This is a genomic window from Providencia sp. PROV048, from assembly GCF_033688165.1.
In the GTDB taxonomy this organism is placed as follows: Bacteria; Pseudomonadota; Gammaproteobacteria; order Enterobacterales; family Enterobacteriaceae; genus Providencia; species Providencia hangzhouensis.
Window position 1 is genome coordinate 2,717,273 of the sequence record NZ_CP096360.1, and the last position, 16,664, is coordinate 2,733,936.

Consider the following 16,664-nt stretch of genomic DNA (forward strand, 5'->3'; position numbering starts at 1 on the left):
AAATTTTTACTCGGAAACATTAAATGTGCTGAGTCCCATTTGGTCGTTATAATAAAAATGAATCCCACTTTTTTCATGTGGTGAAAAACTAATTTCGCCATAACGCCGAGAAAGTTGTTCAACTGACTGGTATTCATTTTCACGGCCTTCTAATGATTGCTGATAATCACGTACTAGCCATAACCTCTCTTTTAATTGTTCTGCAAGTGGCTGAAAACCTATCCCATATTCATTATTTTTATTTACCCAACCATTGTCATTATCATATTCACAGAAATAAGATTCATTTTTTGCTGATAAAATCAGCGACAAACGTATTGTTGGCTCGCTTTTTCTAAATGAAAAAAACTGCTGAGAAAGCGCAGTTAATCCCCAAGCACCGCAGGTATATCCCCAAAGCGTGGTCGGCCTATTTAACGGAGTCTCTACTGTTTGAGAGAACAGACGTGAACGAGTGGCCGTTTTTGGTTTAAGATCGGTAGTATCGCCCATCAATCGTTCGATTGATGCATGTTCTAGACAAACTAAATTGGTGGTTTGCTGCTTTTTCCAGTCTGGAATAGGTTGAATTCTAGGGATCGCATCAACGGATTTCAGCAGTTGTTCTTCATCCACCAAGTCACATAAATTATGAGTAGATAGGCGTAAGTTTAAATTGCCATTTTCATAACCAGGCTTACAAAAAACATCCTGAGGTTTTTCTTCGATAAAGCCCTTCCAGTTATATTGCAATAACGCAATATTGGGATGGATAATTTCGCCCTCTCGGTGCCGACGTACTCGCCCTGCCATTTGAATTATAGAGCGATAGGATGACGGTTCGATCACCGCCCAATCAAAATCGTGGTCTCGCCCCACTTCCTCCACAGGCGTTGCCACTAAAATAAAAATAAGGTGTTTAGCTTTATCTTGCAGGTGAACCTGATCGATATGCTTTCGAATTATGGAGTTTTGGAAAGCTTCAGGTTGTTCCCCTGCTTTTTCTTTACGTTTCAATACCGCATCAAGGTGTTTTTCTTGCTCATGACGTAACAACAATACTTGCTGACTATGGTAAGCCATAGCACGAATTTCTATTTCTTCAGGCCATTCATTAGCTAATAAATAATGGGTTAGTGCAACACAAACTGAAATATTGGCAACACGTACTACCCCAAAAGAGACTTGCAATTGAGTTTGCATCTCAGTGCAAGAATGGGCTTGGTGCAACCCGAGAATTCCTTGCTGAATAGATGAAAAATATTGCGTTTGTCGGTCACCTCCCTGCCCTTTTTGCATCGGCAAAATAAATGCTTTTCGACGTGCGACCAATGATTGTAAAACTTTAATACGTTTTTCAATAAATGCATGATGATATTGACGGTAATGTTCAAGCGTTGCAGCGTCATCTCTCGCTGTGATGGTGGCAATTTGGCACGAATGAACACATTTATCTTTTTTCTCGTCATATCGCCCCTCATCCACCCAAATGCAGCCCACTTTCAGTGACTTTTGCTGACTCAGTGCATAAATTCGCCAACCTAATTGGTAAGCTTTGAAATAGAAAAGTGCCAACGTTGGCGGGATAGTTGCAGAAGAGATCATGACCTTTCGACCCAAAGCCCCCGCTAAATAGACTAAACGCCCAATCGCTTTGGGATCATCCCCCGTGAAGTCATCAATCTCATCAATGATTAAGTCAGATGACATTAACCGTAAATAGGGAAGGATATAGCGTCCACCACGGATGGTTTCTGTCGCTCCCATCATGTGGTCAATAGTGCAAGCTAAGATCGGAGCATAGAGCAAAGCTCTATCTTTTGGCCTCGTCAATACCGTTGAAAGTTCTTCCTCCGGTAAACTGCCTTGCCAGTTTAATTCTAGTCCTTCATCATCAAAAAGGCTCTCTTGGGACTCAGAACCCGATCCCGCTAATTGATGCTCTTCTTTGATTAATTTTTGTTCTTCAAGAGGCTCTTGATGCAACTCTAATACCGCTTTGGAGCCAATCAATACGGCAAGGTTGTCATCTTTGACGCCTAACCGGTCACGATATTCATCCCCTGTTTGTAACGTCAATGTACGAAACCCTAACGCTAGAATAAATCGCAAACTTTGTTTATCTTCCGCTAGCGCTTGCATAATTTTAGCATTGGCGACTGTTTTACCACAGCCAGTACTCGCCATATTAACAACAAAATACCCTTGAACTTTATCTTGCTGTTCTTCTCGATATTGGTAAATGGTGCTAACTGTATCTTCCTGCCAGCTAAATTTACCGGCAGCATTTTTATTGTGCTTAAGTTTGTTAATATCACTTGCCACAGGCGGTTCTGTTGCGAAAAATGGTAAATATTCTGTGACATTTGCCGCAACACTAGCCACATTCACCAAGTGTTCATCGAGCCGTTGCTTGTATTCGGTTTGCCCATGTAAACGCTGCGTATTGGCATATAATGGAATACCTGACTCCCATGTTGAATCAGCTTCTTTTGAGGAATAATTGTGATCCCCTAACATCAAACATAAGCGTGCCTGTTCCACGACTAACCGCCAACAGCCATTCTCTATCGCTTCATTTAACAAAGGGAGCTGGTGTTTAAGGTGCTCTGCCGCCTGACTTAATGTTTGTCGCCATACTTTTGACTCACTCAATAAGCCATATGGGAATTCAAAGCATTGATTAATGCGTTGTGAATATTCATCTTCATTATAGTAATTTTGGTAGCCCCACTGTTTATCCACTGTCTCTAACAGTTTTGCTAACGAATCACAGGCTTTATCTGCATAGAATAAACGTTCTTTATCATTCGCTAAAAACGGTAATCTATGATGAGAAACAATCAACCAAACCAATAACGAGGCCGCATCAGGTAACCCAGATAATGGTAATGCCGCTTGTTGATTTTGTTTAGCCCACTGTTGTAACTGCACTTCATCCCATTGCTGTGTGACTAGCGCATCAAGCCAGCTTTCATCCCGTTGCGGCTCTACTTGGCTTTTTACCAGCGCACTAAATAATAATGATGAAACCCATTCGTGGCGCAGCGGATCCCCTTTAAAAGGGGTTTTAACATGTGGGTTTAATTTATCTTGAAACAGTTGTGAGGCTTTTCCCCAGTCATGGAGCAATGCAGCTAAACGCGTTAATGCATTGATTAACGGCAGATACTTCCAATTATTTTCACGCTCACTACCCAACAACGATTTTTCTGTGCGATTAACCGGGACGTGCCCTTCTGAATTAAATTTATTTCTGTTCCCAACAACCCAAAGTAATTGGCTGCGCGAACGAGAGCGTATCCAGTGGCAACTTACCGCAGTATTACGACTGGCACTACGACGCAACAACTTCTGAACCATTTGCAAACCTTCTTGGGTGATCAAGGTTTGCCATGTGTTATCACCAATTCGGTTAGCAAAAGCATCTAATACTCGTCGAGTTCGTTTTAACGCGTGCTTTTCACATTGGGAAACAAAAGTAACCATCATAGCGGTGTTACCTGTTACGGGTTTTCCACTGGCGGTAATGCCAATGATTTTACGATATCGAACATAAAATCAAGGGACTGATGGTCAACAAAGGACTGTAATATTTGCTGGCGGAATTCTTGATCGCTGGCACCTTCTTTACCACAAATAAATGCCCATGGTAAAACGATAGCATCTTTAATTAAGTCAGCAATATCAAATACTAAAGCGCCTCTCCGTGTTTTACCGTGCATTACCGCAAAGCCATGGGGGATCCCTAATACCCATAAGCAACTTGCAGCTAATCCATAGGCCAAATAATTGCCATGATTTAAAAAGTCATTCGCTTTGACAGCCGATTGGTGCTGACGAGTAAAATTTTTTTGCCCTGTATTATTCGCAGCATACTTATATAAGGTTTTAGTCAGTTGAGCTTCCGTAAGCAGTAGCTCTTGCGTGTTTTTGGCAGCATCTGTGCGCTGGTGAAAAGTGTTTAACGCCGATTGAATAGTACTGTCGTTATAAATAAACCCTTCATTTTGTAACTCACGAGAACTTTGCCATACTTGTTGTAAGTATTTGATGCGTGACTGTTGTAATTCTTTAGCAGCCGCTAAACGTTTTTCATCATCAAACCAAAAGGATAACCACCCTTGCAGGTATTCCGTTGGTCGATACTCCCCTTGTGGCGTTAACCATTCTACTTCGGTAGACATATACAGCGGTGTACCGCCGCCGCCACAAAAGCCAACTAATACCCCTGCTTGAGATAACATTCTCATTGCTGCTTGAGTAATAGAGGTTCCAGTGCCCAGAAGTAAGACCGTGGTATTTGCGATTGGAATATTAAAATAGAGGTTTTCGTTTTTAGCTTCAGTGAAATAAAGAACACGGCCGTCTTTTTGCATAACTCGGCAATGTTCCAAGTAATACATATTGGCGCGTTTCGAATGTAAAATAGTTTTTAATTCACTTGGTGAAAAATCGTCCATAATAGTTGGATTCTGTCCTTAAATAATAAGATTTTTGAATCAATCTATTAGAATAAGCTTTATCCCACGAAACAAGTCCTTGTTTTCAACCAAAGCCAAATTTGCGAAGGGTTTCACAGAATGACCAGTAAAAAAATACTCACTGATGCTCTTTTTATACCATCCTTGTGACCATAAACCTGATTATCTTTATACATAAAATCGATAGCGCTTTCTAAGCTGCCTATACGGCAGTGAACGGCAATATTCTGCATATATTAGAGTTCAGGTTTTTCTAAGCTGCCTATACGGCAGTGAACCCGAACGTACTGAACAACTTCGTGCAGAACTATTTCTAAGCTGCCTATACGGCAGTGAACGGCTTGCCCAGTGTGATACTAAACCCTTTCGATTTCTAAGCTGCCTATACGGCAGTGAACTGGAATACAAACGGCTGGCATGATTTGAAGTTTTTCTAAGCTGCCTATACGGCAGTGAACAACAACTGTCTTGAAATCTGTAATGTCTATATTTTCTAAGCTGCCTATACGGCAGTGAACACACTCGCTTAAACTCAATAACCCACACCCACTTTCTAAGCTGCCTATACGGCAGTGAACAAAACGTACCGCCTTTAGTTCTTTCTGGTTTATTTCTAAGCTGCCTATACGGCAGTGAACAACAACTGTCTTGAAATCTGTAATGTCTATATTTTCTAAGCTGCCTATACGGCAGTGAACACACTCGCTTAAACTCAATAACCCACACCCACTTTCTAAGCTGCCTATACGGCAGTGAACAAAACGTACCGCCTTTAGTTCTTTCTGGTTTATTTCTAAGCTGCCTATACGGCAGTGAACATCAAGCAGGTGGTTTTGTTGATAATTGGAACTTTCTAAGCTGCCTATACGGCAGTGAACACGTGTATTATTCAACAGCAACGAAAATTACATTTCTAAGCTGCCTATACGGCAGTGAACATCCATATAACATTACAGTTGATAATTTCAGTTTTCTAAGCTGCCTATACGGCAGTGAACCTAAGTAATGAATATATGCCGAATATCTACAATTTCTAAGCTGCCTATACGGCAGTGAACGAATCGTCTCCTTGGTAGTTTCTTCCCCATATTTTCTAAGCTGCCTATACGGCAGTGAACGAGATACGGTCAAAGATAGATATTGAGGTGTATTTCTAAGCTGCCTATACGGCAGTGAACATTAAAAAGCCCACCATGATGAGCTTTGTGATTTTTCTAAGCTGCCTATACGGCAGTGAACATGACAGAACGTACCCTCTTACCTGTCCTTACTTTCTAAGCTGCCTATACGGCAGTGAACGCTCAATAGGAGCCCCAAGCCAATACGGTGGTTTTCTAAGCTGCCTATACGGCAGTGAACAAAATACGGGGACTGGCGAGTTTAGGTTTAACTTTCTAAGCTGCCTATACGGCAGTGAACATTATCACCTCAACCTCCTGGTCTTTCCATGCTTTCTAAGCTGCCTATACGGCAGTGAACCTGGGCATGGAACGTGACGCCCTCCCAAGGACTTTCTAAGCTGCCTATACGGCAGTGAACGCGGGGGAGTACAATGTAACGTGGGAAAATACTTTCTAAGCTGCCTATACGGCAGTGAACCTTGTAAATAAATTCTTACCGAATCTGTTTCATTTCTAAGCTGCCTATACGGCAGTGAACTATAACAAAAATAGATTAAAACAAATAAAAACAACTGACTAGCTTTAAAATACAAAAAATACCTTTGTTTTTAGTGAATCCTATAACTAATTGTTAAATCAGCGGATTTTTAAAGAGCAAAAATGAAAGGTCAAATAAGGGTAAAACAAAAGCAAATTTATGCAATATAAAAAAGACACAATAATAAACTCAAATCCCCTTTTTGTGGTGACTAAAAACCCCCCAAACAAAAAACCGCGCTTGAATGGCTCCAAAGCGCGGTGAGTAAAAAGAATATTAAATAATTAACGGCTGCCGAAAAGTGACATGCTATTTAAGTCTTTGAAAATACTTTGTGAAGCTTCAAACATCGCTTTTTCTTTATAATAATCTGTGGTGGTGCCAGTCCAATTTGTTTCTAACAACTCACTTTTACGGGCTGCGTTTTGAATCGAGCGCGTGTCAGCTAAAAAATTCAATTTATCAATTTCTTGTAATTGTAAACCTTGCTTAGCTTCAATATTGGAAATTTGATCTAATGCGGATTTAATGGCACGGTTCGCTTCACCCAACTCAGATTGCGCTTGGTCTAAATCTGCTTGTGGTGCGCCTTGCAGTGGTTTTTTCAGTGACTCAATACCCGTATTCAGTGATTTGAAAATATTCACAACACCTTTACTGTCCGTATCAAACACTTGCGCGCCGGTGAAATAAGTCGTCATCTCACGGTCACTCGCCACATTCTGCATAATCGCTTTGTCGCCACCGTGATAAAGCACTTCGCCGTTAGCATCAATTTCAAATGGCGGTTTATCTGATTTAAAACCCGCAAAAATATACCGACCATTTCCATCTGTCGAGTTACCTAACGCCACTAATTGCTCTTTTAAACCCGTTAGCTGTTCAGCCAAAGTATTGCGGTCTTTATCGCTTAAAGCACCTTGGTTTGATGCCTGAATAATCGTGGTATCGATTTGCGTCGTCACATCCGTCATCTGAGTCAAAATACTCATTTGCAATGTCATTCCCGTTTTCGCAAATCCACGGCTTGCTACATATTGTTGGTTACGGTTTTCTGACTGATTAATCCGCACCGCTTGCGAAGATGCTTGCGGGTCATCAGAAGGCTTGCTTACACGCTTACCAGAAGCTAATTGGCTCCCTGCATCCATCCAACGCGCTTGCGCACTATTCATGTCTTGCAAGCGTTGGTGATAAATCATGTTGGTACTTAAACGCATCGCTAAATCCTTATCCTATCGCTAATATTTAGAATGCACGCATTAATGCGTTAAATAAATCGTCCACCGTTTTTAATACTTGTGCATTGGCATTGAAAAACTGTTGGATTTTCTGCATCTGAATACTTTCTTCATTCATATTCACGCCCGAGATAGCTTGCTCTTGCTCATAGAAGCTCTCGGTCATTTTGTTCTGTGTTTCAGAATCAATTTGCGCTTGTTTAGTTTTACTGCCCACATCATTAACTAACGTCGCATAGAAATCAGAGAACGTAGAACTACCATCAATCAGTTTTTCGTCTTGCAGTTTAACCAGTTGTTTAATGTTTTCATTATCACCTGGGCCACTGTCTTTACTTCCAGCCGCCGCAAAATCGGATGCATTGCTGACCAAGGTCTGCATACCGTTGATTACACCACTTACTGGTTTTACCAAGAATGAGTCACCTTTTGACATACCAGTACTGTTGCTGATTTTGATCTCTAAACCATCAAACTTCAGTGTACCTGCCGTATTTGAATCCACAGGAACATTAATACCTTCTGGCAAACGTGTGACATTCCATTCATTGCCGTCAAAGCGCATTTCGTAGTTATTACCTGTGACTTTAGACACATCGCTATAACTGAGATCAAAGTCTGCTTTACCACTATTATGAGTGTTGCTAACAACAGAGCCTTTACCAATTTCAAAGAAGTCTTTACCGGTGTTGCCGTTGGCATCGTACCCCTTGCTGTGCACTTCATTGAATTTGGTCGCAAAAACCAATGCTAATTTATTGAGTTTTTGATAAGCCGGGTCCATAACTTCTTGACGAGAACGCAAGATACCGCTGAGTTCCCCACCACGGAATGACTCATCAGGAATTTCCCGTGCTTGGCCATTCGCGCCCACAAAGCCAATGCTAAAACGGCTATCATCTTTAGAAGAAGGGACGGCTTCTAAGCGATTCGCTTTTTCACCCGTGACTAACGGTAAGCCATTGGCAAACGTCACGTTATAGTTTCCGTTTTGCTCAATAACCTTCACACCAACCAATGAGTTAACTTCATTGACCAAACGGTCACGCACATCTAATAAGTCGTTAGGCTCAGAACCACTCACAGAACGGATCCGAGAAATTTGTTGGTTTAAACCTGCAATTTTTTCAGCGTAAATATTGATATCTTTCACTTTATTTTCTATCTGGTGATTAATATCCCGTTCCATTTCCTGCAAACGACGATCCGCTTCTTTAAACTGGCCTAATAATGCATTTGAGTTTCCTAAGAAAACGTCAATCAAGGTTTTGTCACTTGCATCGCTGGAGGCAGCGTCTAACGCGGTGAAGAAGCTACCGATATTACTTGAAATATCTTCAATATCATTAGTAAGCAAATCATCAACTTTATTGCAGTTCTTAACGTATGCCTCATAGTCACCGCTACGTGCGCGGGATTGGCTGTACTGCGCATTGATAAATTCATCAAACTCACGGCGAACATGGCTGAAATAAGTGCCGTTACCAAAATAGCCATTAGGTGTCATCGTACCGGGATTCTCCCCGAAAACAGCACTTTGGCGATGATAGTAACCCACACCTGCGTTAGCTAAGTTGTTAGAAATAACACTTAACCCGCCTTGTGCAGCGTTCACACCACTGAGCGCATTATTCATTACATTGTTCAGCATAAGCTTTTCCTGTTCTGGATGCTTATCGCCATCATTGGCTGACACAATGAGAGCGATAGCAACGCAAATTATTTAGTGCATATTTGGTTATCGGAAATTCAGCGTAATTATTTAGTCCAAACGCGCAATAATTCCGGATTTTTAGAAAATATCGTTTAAGTCTATGGTATATGCCTGAACCGCCCTTGATGCAGAGGTATTCGCTGCGGGTTGATGCCCCCGTATCTGGTTAATCAAGGTGATCAGTTTGTCCGAATAACCTGGGTCTGTGGCATACCCGGCTTGATGTAAACGGCGCGCAGCAATCTCTGGTGTCGGCGCTTTTTTGACGTCTTTGTAACGCGGGTTTTCCGTCAATAAATTGATATAATCGGCAATCGCCTCTTCATAAGAGCCATAAACGCGGAAATCATCACGTATTTTGATGGTTTTGCCGTTAATCACTTCTGTTGTCATAATATTCGTAACAGGCCCTTGCCAGTTTTTTCCCGCTTTGATACCAAATAGGTTATGACTGGTTTTTCCATCTGACTTCAGAATTTCGCGCTGGCCCCATCCACTTTCTAATGCCGCCTGTGCCAATACCAGAAAATGTGAAATACCACTGTTTTGGCTTGCCGCTTTTGCAGGTTCAATTAATCGGCTAATAAAATTACTGCTATTTAGCGATAACGCTTTGATTTTTTGGAATGGTGCCGATAGCGCATCGCCCATTGGGGCAAAGTGCCGCATCATTTGTTCCATATTAAATGGCGGTAATGATTGCGCTGTTTTTTCATCTAACGGTAGCAGACTATTGGGTATTGGCTCACTTGAAGTGTGCTGGTCTCGCGTAAGCTGCTGGTACATCATTTCCCCAAAACCTAAGCCTTTTTGCGACAGATCTTGGGCGATTTGCTGGTCATACATACTGGTGAGCATGCGTGTTTGGTCGCTGGAAAATAAGCCATCTTGTGGGAGTGCGTCACGCATACTTTTTAACATCAATTGAACAAATGTTGCCTCAAGTTGCTGCGTGACATGGCGCAGCCCTTGCGCCGAATTCTTATTCAGTTCACCTTTTAACTGTCCCAGTGACTGTAAATCAAATGCGGCACCTTGCAATAGCTGCATGTCACTCATTAGATGATCTCCAGTTTTGCACGTAAACAACCCGCACTTTCCATCGCTTGCAGTATCGACATCAAGTCGTTTGGCGTTGCACCGAGTGTATTTAGGGCTTGAATAACTTGGTTTAATTGCACACTTGCGTTGACTTTTTGGAGTGCCCCACCCTGATCACGTACCCCAACATTCGTATTACGAGTGACTACGGTTTGCCCACCTGCAAATGGGGTGTCCGGTTGGCTCACTTGAGTTTGTCTTTCGACTGTGACCGCTAAACTGCCATGTGCAACAGCACAGCTGTCTAGTGTTACACTGCGGTTAATCACCACAGAACCGGTGCGTGAATTGAGGATCACTTTCGCTTCGGCCACTGGCGCACGTACATTAAGCTCCTGTACCCGTGCTAAAAAGCGCACTTGGTCGCGATTATTGGCAGGAACCAGTAATTGCACTGTCCGAGAATCTAACGCAGACGCCGTCCCCATACCGCCCATACGGTTAATTGCATCCGCAATATCTTGTGCCAATGTGAAGCTATCTTCGTTTAATTGCAGGTTAATTGCCCCGTTTTGCCCGAAACTGCTCGGTAATTCGCGTTCAATAGTTGCTCCACCGGTAATACGGCCGCCATTGAGTTGATTAACCTTAATACTACTGCCGCCACCACTGGCACCCGCACCACCCACTAAGATGTTACCTTGAGCCATCGCATAGATTTGTCCATCAACCCCTTTTAAGGGAGTCATCAACAACGTACCGCCACGTAAGCTTTTCGCGTTACCCATTGAGGAAACCACAATATCCACGGACTGCCCAGTACGCGCAAAAGGCGGCAATTTCGCGGTGACCATGACCGCCGCCACATTTTTTAATTGCATATTGGTACCCGGCGGCACCGTAATCCCCATTTGCGACAGCATGTTATTCAAACTTTGAGTGGTAAATGGAGTTTGCATGGTTTGGTCACCTGTCCCATCTAGGCCCACAACTAAACCATAGCCAATCAAGGCGTTATCTCGCACACCTTGAACGGTGGTTAAATCTTTAATACGCTCACTGTATGCTGAATAAGTGAAGCAAAAAAATAGTGATAGCAAAATTAATACTTTGTTTTTCATTGAATTATCTCGGCTGTTTTCTCGCTAATGTTTAATTAATAAGGCGAAACATTTAAGAAAAAGCGTTGTAGCCATCCCATGTTTTGCGATTCGTTAATATAGCCGTCACCCACATATTCAATGCGTGCATCAGCGACTTGTGTCGAACTCACATGATTGTCTGAACCGATAGTGCGCGGGTTAACCACCCCAGAGAAACGAATCGACTCAGTACCTTGGTTTATCGCGATGCGTTTCTCACCAACCACATGTAAATTACCGTTCGCCAATAATTGGTCGACTGTGACAGTGATGGTGCCTTTAAAGGTGTTGTTGGCATTGGCACCGCCTTTGCCGCTAAAGTCACTGTTACCTTTAATATCTAATTCTGTGTTTTTACCGCCAATCCACCCTTGCATGAAACCCGGTAATATCGCAGCTAAGAAACCTGTTTTCCCACTACGGTTGGCATTCGCTGAGGAGTTTTTGCTCGCACTCACGTTTTCTTGCAAGTTAATGGTTAAAATATCACCAACATTACGAGGGCGCCGGTCTTCAAATAATGGCTGATAGCCATAATAAGCAGGTTGAGCGCTTTGAAATATCGAGCCATTGGGTGCTGGTGCTGTCGGCGCTGTTGGGATTGCCGTGGTTTGTGTGTCCACTAATGGACGCGATTTGATTTGTGCACAACCGCTGGTAACTAAGACCAAAATGGCAAGTAACCCTGCCTGTTTAGGCGCTATGAAACGCGTTAGTAACGCTGCTTTTTGCTGTTGAGAAATCGTGCCACTTTCAATCATCATGTTACTCTTTTGCTGCTGTGTACGTTTTATCATCACGAAGAGGTCCCTCTCATTGATAACTCATCACTAGCGCAATGAGTTATTTTTACGTATTTTTTACCAATTACAATTGCGTTAAGCGCTGTAACATTTGGTCAGAAGCGGATACCGCCTTACTGTTGATTTCATAAGCACGCTGAGTTTGGATCATGTTGACCAACTCCTCTGCCACATTGACGTTAGAGGTTTCTAACATGTTTTGATAAAGTAAACCGGCGCCATTGGTCCCCGGTGCGCTCTCATTTGGTGCGCCGGAACTTGCGGTTTCCATATACAGGTTTTCACCCATACTTTCCAAACCAGCATCATTAATGAAGGTGGTTAATGTAATTTGGCCAATTTGCTGTGGTTGGTTATCGCCATAGACGGTAATCGTCACGGTGCCATCGCGCGCAATCGACAAGCTATTCGCGTTATCGGGGATCATAATCGCAGGAACGATTTGATAACCACTTGAGGTCACTAACTGGCCATCTTGGTTTGGCTGCAATGCGCCATCACGGGTGTAAGCATCCGTACCATCAGGCATTTGCACATGTAAAAAACCTTGGCCTCGGATAGCGATATCGTTGGTATTTCCTGTTTTATTTAATGCGCCTTGCGCATGAATACGCATGGTGGCAACAGGGCGCGAACCCGTTCCCATTTGTAAGCCGGATGGTAATGAAGTTTGTTCTGAACTCATTGAGCCCGGCTGGCGAATATTTTGGTACATTAAATCTTCAAAAACAGCGCGTTGGCGTTTGAAACCATTGGTACTAACGTTGGCTAAGTTATTAGAAATAACATCAAGGTTAGTTTGTTGAGCATCGAGCCCTGTTTTAGCAATCCATAATGAGCGGATCATAATAATTCCTTACTGTATTTAACTAACCGCGAGCAGTTGATTGGCGCGTTGTGCATTTTCATCAGCACTGCGGACAACTTTCATTTGCATTTCAAAGTGCCTTGCATTGGCAATCATCGAAACCATGGCTTCTGCGGCATTGACATTACTGCCCTCAATCACCCCAGCAGTGACAATGCCTCGTTCGCTTTGTGGCAAAGCATTGCCATTTGCCGCTTGCCCTTGTGGTGATAAATGAAACAAACCGTCTTCGCCACGGATCAAGTCTTGCGGCTGTGCTTCAACCACTTTCAAGCGCCCAATTTGCCCTAACATAGTCGGGGGGTCAGTCGCCAAAAGCGCAGTAACGGTACCGTCAGCGCCAATAGTTAACTCCGCATTTGGCGGAACGTTAATCGGCCCGCCATCACCTTGTAAGCGGCGCTCACCAATAACAAGCTCACCTTCACTAGACACTTGAATGTTACCGTTACGGGTATAAGCTTCTGTGCCATCCGCTAATTCAACAGCCAAAAAATGCTTATCATTTAACGCAACATCGGTTTGCTTACCCGTATAATTGAGTGGCCCTTGGCTCATATCAGCGCCGGGAGTAGATGCCACCACCAGCGTTCTGGTTTGCTCGCTGTCACCATGTATCGGCACGGCACGCATTGCGGACAATTGCGCTTTAAAGCCTGCGGTTGACACATTGGCAATGTTATTTGAAACAATCGCTTGGTTTTCCAGCGCATGACGCGCTCCTCCCATCGCGGTATAAATGACGTGATCCATGGCCACCCTCTTGTTTTATCGTAAGTTAACCAGCGTCTGTAACATCTGATCTTGTGTCTTGATGGTTTGCGCGTTTGATTGGTAATTACGCTGCATCACAATCATGCTAATTAACTCTTGGCTCATATCCACGTTAGAAGACTCCAACGCACCGCTGGTTAATTTACCGAACTGACCGACACCCGGAACGCCGTCCATCGGGTTACCTGACGCATTAGAAGAGGCCCAAACGTTGCCACCTTGGGATACCAGACCATTTGGATTTGCGAAAGCAGATAATGCCACTTGACCAACCACACGTTTTTGTTGGTTAGAATAGTTAGCGGTAATTAAGCCGTTATCTTCAATTTTGAAGGTGGTGTATTCACCGGCTGGATAACCGTCAACATCAATTGCACTAACAGAAGACTCGCTGACCTTTTGTTGACGAGTCTTACTTAAATCAACGTTTAATATTCCATTATCAGCGCCATTTAACCCGTTATACGCGAAAGCAAATGTGGCTTTATCTGCGTCTTTTAACTTACCATTACCATCAAACTCTAGTTCACCCAGTTTTTTAGCTTCAGTTTCGTTAGCGTCTTTCGCATAAGCGGTCCATTTGTTATCTGACTCTTTAACAAAGTACACTGAAATTTCATGGGTATTACCTTGACTATCGAAAGCGGTCATTGTGGTGCTAAAGTTATACGTTGCTGAATCATCAGGCTTTGTGATGTCAAATTTCTTATCTTTAACTTTATCTTCAGAATTAAGGTTTATCGTCAGTTTCGCTAACTCAGATTTTTTCGCATCCATCATATCCGTTGGGATATTCAAGCCTTCAGGTACACCACCACTTTGGATGGTAACATTGCCTTTTTCATCAACACTCGCAGGGTAACCTGTGACTACCATCCCTTGGTTATTGACTAAATTACCGCTTTTATCGCGTAAGAATTGACCATCACGGCTGTAGTAAGTATCACCGTTTTGGTCTTGTACACGGAAAAAGCCATTTCCGGAGATGGCAACGTCTGTCGCTCTATCCGTACGCGTGATTGGACCATCTTTAAAATTTTGTGTCACCGCGGCCACATTAACGCCTAGGCCAACACCTGAACCTGCAAACATATCTGCAAATGAGGTCGTCGCCCCTTTAAAACCATTTGTTGCGGAGTTGGCAATATTATTACCAATTGAATCAAGCCCCGCTGAGGCTGCATTTAAGCCACTGACTGCTTGTGAAAAAGACATATTTTCTCCATGAGTATTGGGGGTAAATTAAGAAGATGGATAAACTTTGAAAATGCTGCTCAGCGGGACGCTTTGCCCAATGCCAACATCAAGTAATGGTGCGTCAGCTCCAGGAGTCACACCGTTAACACGGGTATACCCCAGTTTGGTCACTTCGATTTCAGCTCCTGAACTAACAGCTTTCACATCAAAGTAATATTTTCCTGTTGTATCGGTGACTAAGTTCCCGTTGTTATCACGGCCATCCCATGCCATATCATAGATATCGGGTTTAACTTCCGTATCATAGGTAATGGTTCGCACAACCATTCGGTTTTTATCGCGAATGGTAATTTCAACGTTGTCCGCCAATTTCGGCAAAAAGAAGCCAAACGGCGAGGAAATATATTCAGATTGCGGCTCTTCAGTGCCCTCTTCACCTTCAATGGCATCTTTGTTACTTAATCCAAACATTGAAGGGCTATTTGGGCTGATGCCTTCGTCTGGAAGCGGGTTTGATGGCTTAATCACATTGCTGTCTTCACCTGTGCTCGCTTTTTTGAGCGGCGCTAAGATGATTTCATTGCGCGGAATAAGCACACCTTTACCTACCAACTGAGTGGCTTGCAATGACTGACCTGAACCAATTTGTTGGGAAATACCACTCACGCTGTCGCTGAGTTTATTCATACTTTCAAGTGTCGCTATTTGCGCCAATTGGCTGGTTAAATCCGTATTTTCCATTGGTTTTGTTGGGTCTTGGTTTTGCATTTGCGTGACAATCATTTTTAAAAAAGTGTCACGCATATCGTCACTTTGACTTTTCTTTGGCACATTACTCGCAGCTGGCTGAGGGCCAGCTGTCGTATTATCCAAAGAGTCGTACATTGTGGCTGCAACTCCCATGAAAATGCTCCCTTACTGGCCTATAGTCAGTGTCTTTTGCAGCAATGTTTTTGCTGTATTCATCACTTCTAAGTTAGCTTGATAGCTACGAGAGGCTGAAATGGTATTGATCATTTCACCAACCATGTCGACATTTGGCATTTGCACATAGCCTTTTTCATTCGCTGACGGGTGACCGGGCTTATATTCCATACGGGGTGGCGTAGGGTCTTCTATCAGCTCACTCACACGCACGCCTCCCACTTCGTGACGCCCTTGCGGTGCCATTTGAAAAACAACTTGTTTTGCGCGATATGGTTGGCCATCTGGTCCCGCGATACTTTCCGCGTTGGCCATATTGCTCGCACTGACATTTAAACGTTGAGATTGCGCAGTCAATGCCGATGCAGAGATATCAAAAATACTTAGTAAAGCCATGGCAATTACCCTTGCTGTAAGACAGCCAACATACTTTTGACGCGGCTATTGATGAATGTAAGGTCGGCCTGATATTTCAGGGTGTTATCTGCGAATTGGCTGCGTTCAATGTCCATATCTACCGTATTACCATCCATTGAGGTTTGGTAAGGAACACGATATTTCAGGTCAATATTTGGCGCTTTGCCCCCTCGGCCTTCAATATGCCCTTTCGAAGTGACAGCAAGAGTCACACCTTTTCCCCCTACCACACCTTTATCCATGGCTTGTTGAAGTTGACGATTAAAGTCAATATCACGTGCTTGGTAGCCGGGTGTGTCGGCATTAGCAATGTTTGAAGCTAATACAGTCTGCCTTGCTTCGCGTATTGACAAAGCCTGTTGCTGGAAAGCAAACGTGGCGTTTAATTTATCAATCATAGTGGTCCTCAATGGAGATAACG

General features: G+C 43.2%; 13 protein-coding genes and 1 CRISPR repeat array. All 13 genes read right to left on the reverse strand.

Annotation, left to right across the window (positions count from 1 at the left end; translation table 11 throughout):
• Positions 1 to 6: 6 nt before the first annotated feature.
• On the reverse strand, positions 7 to 3,471 hold the full coding sequence (cas3f, locus tag M1F26_RS12025) for a type I-F CRISPR-associated helicase Cas3f (protein ID WP_140170715.1): 3,465 nt from the start codon (positions 3,469 to 3,471) through the stop codon (positions 7 to 9).
• Between the two features lie 14 nt (positions 3,472 to 3,485).
• Positions 3,486 to 4,442 (reverse strand): type I-F CRISPR-associated endonuclease Cas1f, encoded by a 957-nt coding sequence (cas1f, locus tag M1F26_RS12030; protein ID WP_140170716.1) that lies wholly within the window; start codon positions 4,440 to 4,442, stop codon positions 3,486 to 3,488.
• A 211-nt stretch (positions 4,443 to 4,653) separates the two neighbouring features.
• Positions 4,654 to 6,122: direct repeats of the CRISPR family, unit length 28 nt; unit sequence TTTCTAAGCTGCCTATACGGCAGTGAAC.
• Positions 6,123 to 6,406: 284 nt separating this feature from the next.
• A complete protein-coding gene (flgL, locus tag M1F26_RS12035) occupies positions 6,407 to 7,342 on the reverse strand; it encodes a flagellar hook-associated protein FlgL (RefSeq protein ID WP_140170717.1) in 936 nt (311 codons plus the stop codon).
• 28 nt (positions 7,343 to 7,370) lie between these two features.
• Positions 7,371 to 9,014 (reverse strand): flagellar hook-associated protein FlgK, encoded by a 1,644-nt coding sequence (gene flgK / locus M1F26_RS12040; RefSeq protein WP_094961176.1) that lies wholly within the window; start codon positions 9,012 to 9,014, stop codon positions 7,371 to 7,373.
• A gap of 141 nt (positions 9,015 to 9,155) precedes the next feature.
• On the reverse strand, positions 9,156 to 10,136 hold the full coding sequence (gene flgJ / locus M1F26_RS12045; protein ID WP_140170718.1) for a flagellar assembly peptidoglycan hydrolase FlgJ: 981 nt from the start codon (positions 10,134 to 10,136) through the stop codon (positions 9,156 to 9,158).
• Positions 10,136 to 11,239 (reverse strand): flagellar basal body P-ring protein FlgI, encoded by a 1,104-nt coding sequence (locus M1F26_RS12050; RefSeq protein ID WP_004255651.1) that lies wholly within the window; start codon positions 11,237 to 11,239, stop codon positions 10,136 to 10,138. The genes flgJ and M1F26_RS12050 overlap by 1 nt, the downstream gene beginning before the upstream one ends.
• A gap of 35 nt (positions 11,240 to 11,274) precedes the next feature.
• Positions 11,275 to 12,057: a flagellar basal body L-ring protein FlgH gene (locus tag M1F26_RS12055; protein ID WP_004255652.1), complete on the reverse strand. Its 783-nt coding sequence runs from the start codon at positions 12,055 to 12,057 to the stop codon at positions 11,275 to 11,277.
• Between the two features lie 70 nt (positions 12,058 to 12,127).
• A complete protein-coding gene (gene flgG, locus M1F26_RS12060) occupies positions 12,128 to 12,910 on the reverse strand; it encodes a flagellar basal-body rod protein FlgG (RefSeq protein WP_140170719.1) in 783 nt (260 codons plus the stop codon).
• Between the two features lie 18 nt (positions 12,911 to 12,928).
• Positions 12,929 to 13,684, reverse strand: coding sequence for a flagellar basal body rod protein FlgF (locus M1F26_RS12065; RefSeq protein WP_004255659.1), 756 nt, complete (start codon positions 13,682 to 13,684; stop codon positions 12,929 to 12,931).
• A 15-nt stretch (positions 13,685 to 13,699) separates the two neighbouring features.
• On the reverse strand, positions 13,700 to 14,920 hold the full coding sequence (gene flgE, locus M1F26_RS12070) for a flagellar hook protein FlgE (protein ID WP_094961173.1): 1,221 nt from the start codon (positions 14,918 to 14,920) through the stop codon (positions 13,700 to 13,702).
• A gap of 27 nt (positions 14,921 to 14,947) precedes the next feature.
• A complete protein-coding gene (locus M1F26_RS12075) occupies positions 14,948 to 15,805 on the reverse strand; it encodes a flagellar hook assembly protein FlgD (RefSeq protein ID WP_094961172.1) in 858 nt (285 codons plus the stop codon).
• A gap of 12 nt (positions 15,806 to 15,817) precedes the next feature.
• Positions 15,818 to 16,222 (reverse strand): flagellar basal body rod protein FlgC, encoded by a 405-nt coding sequence (gene flgC / locus M1F26_RS12080; RefSeq protein ID WP_004909868.1) that lies wholly within the window; start codon positions 16,220 to 16,222, stop codon positions 15,818 to 15,820.
• A 5-nt stretch (positions 16,223 to 16,227) separates the two neighbouring features.
• Entirely contained in the window at positions 16,228 to 16,641 is a 414-nt protein-coding gene (gene flgB, locus M1F26_RS12085; RefSeq protein WP_004255669.1) for a flagellar basal body rod protein FlgB, read from the reverse strand.
• Between the last annotated feature and the right edge of the window lie 23 nt (positions 16,642 to 16,664).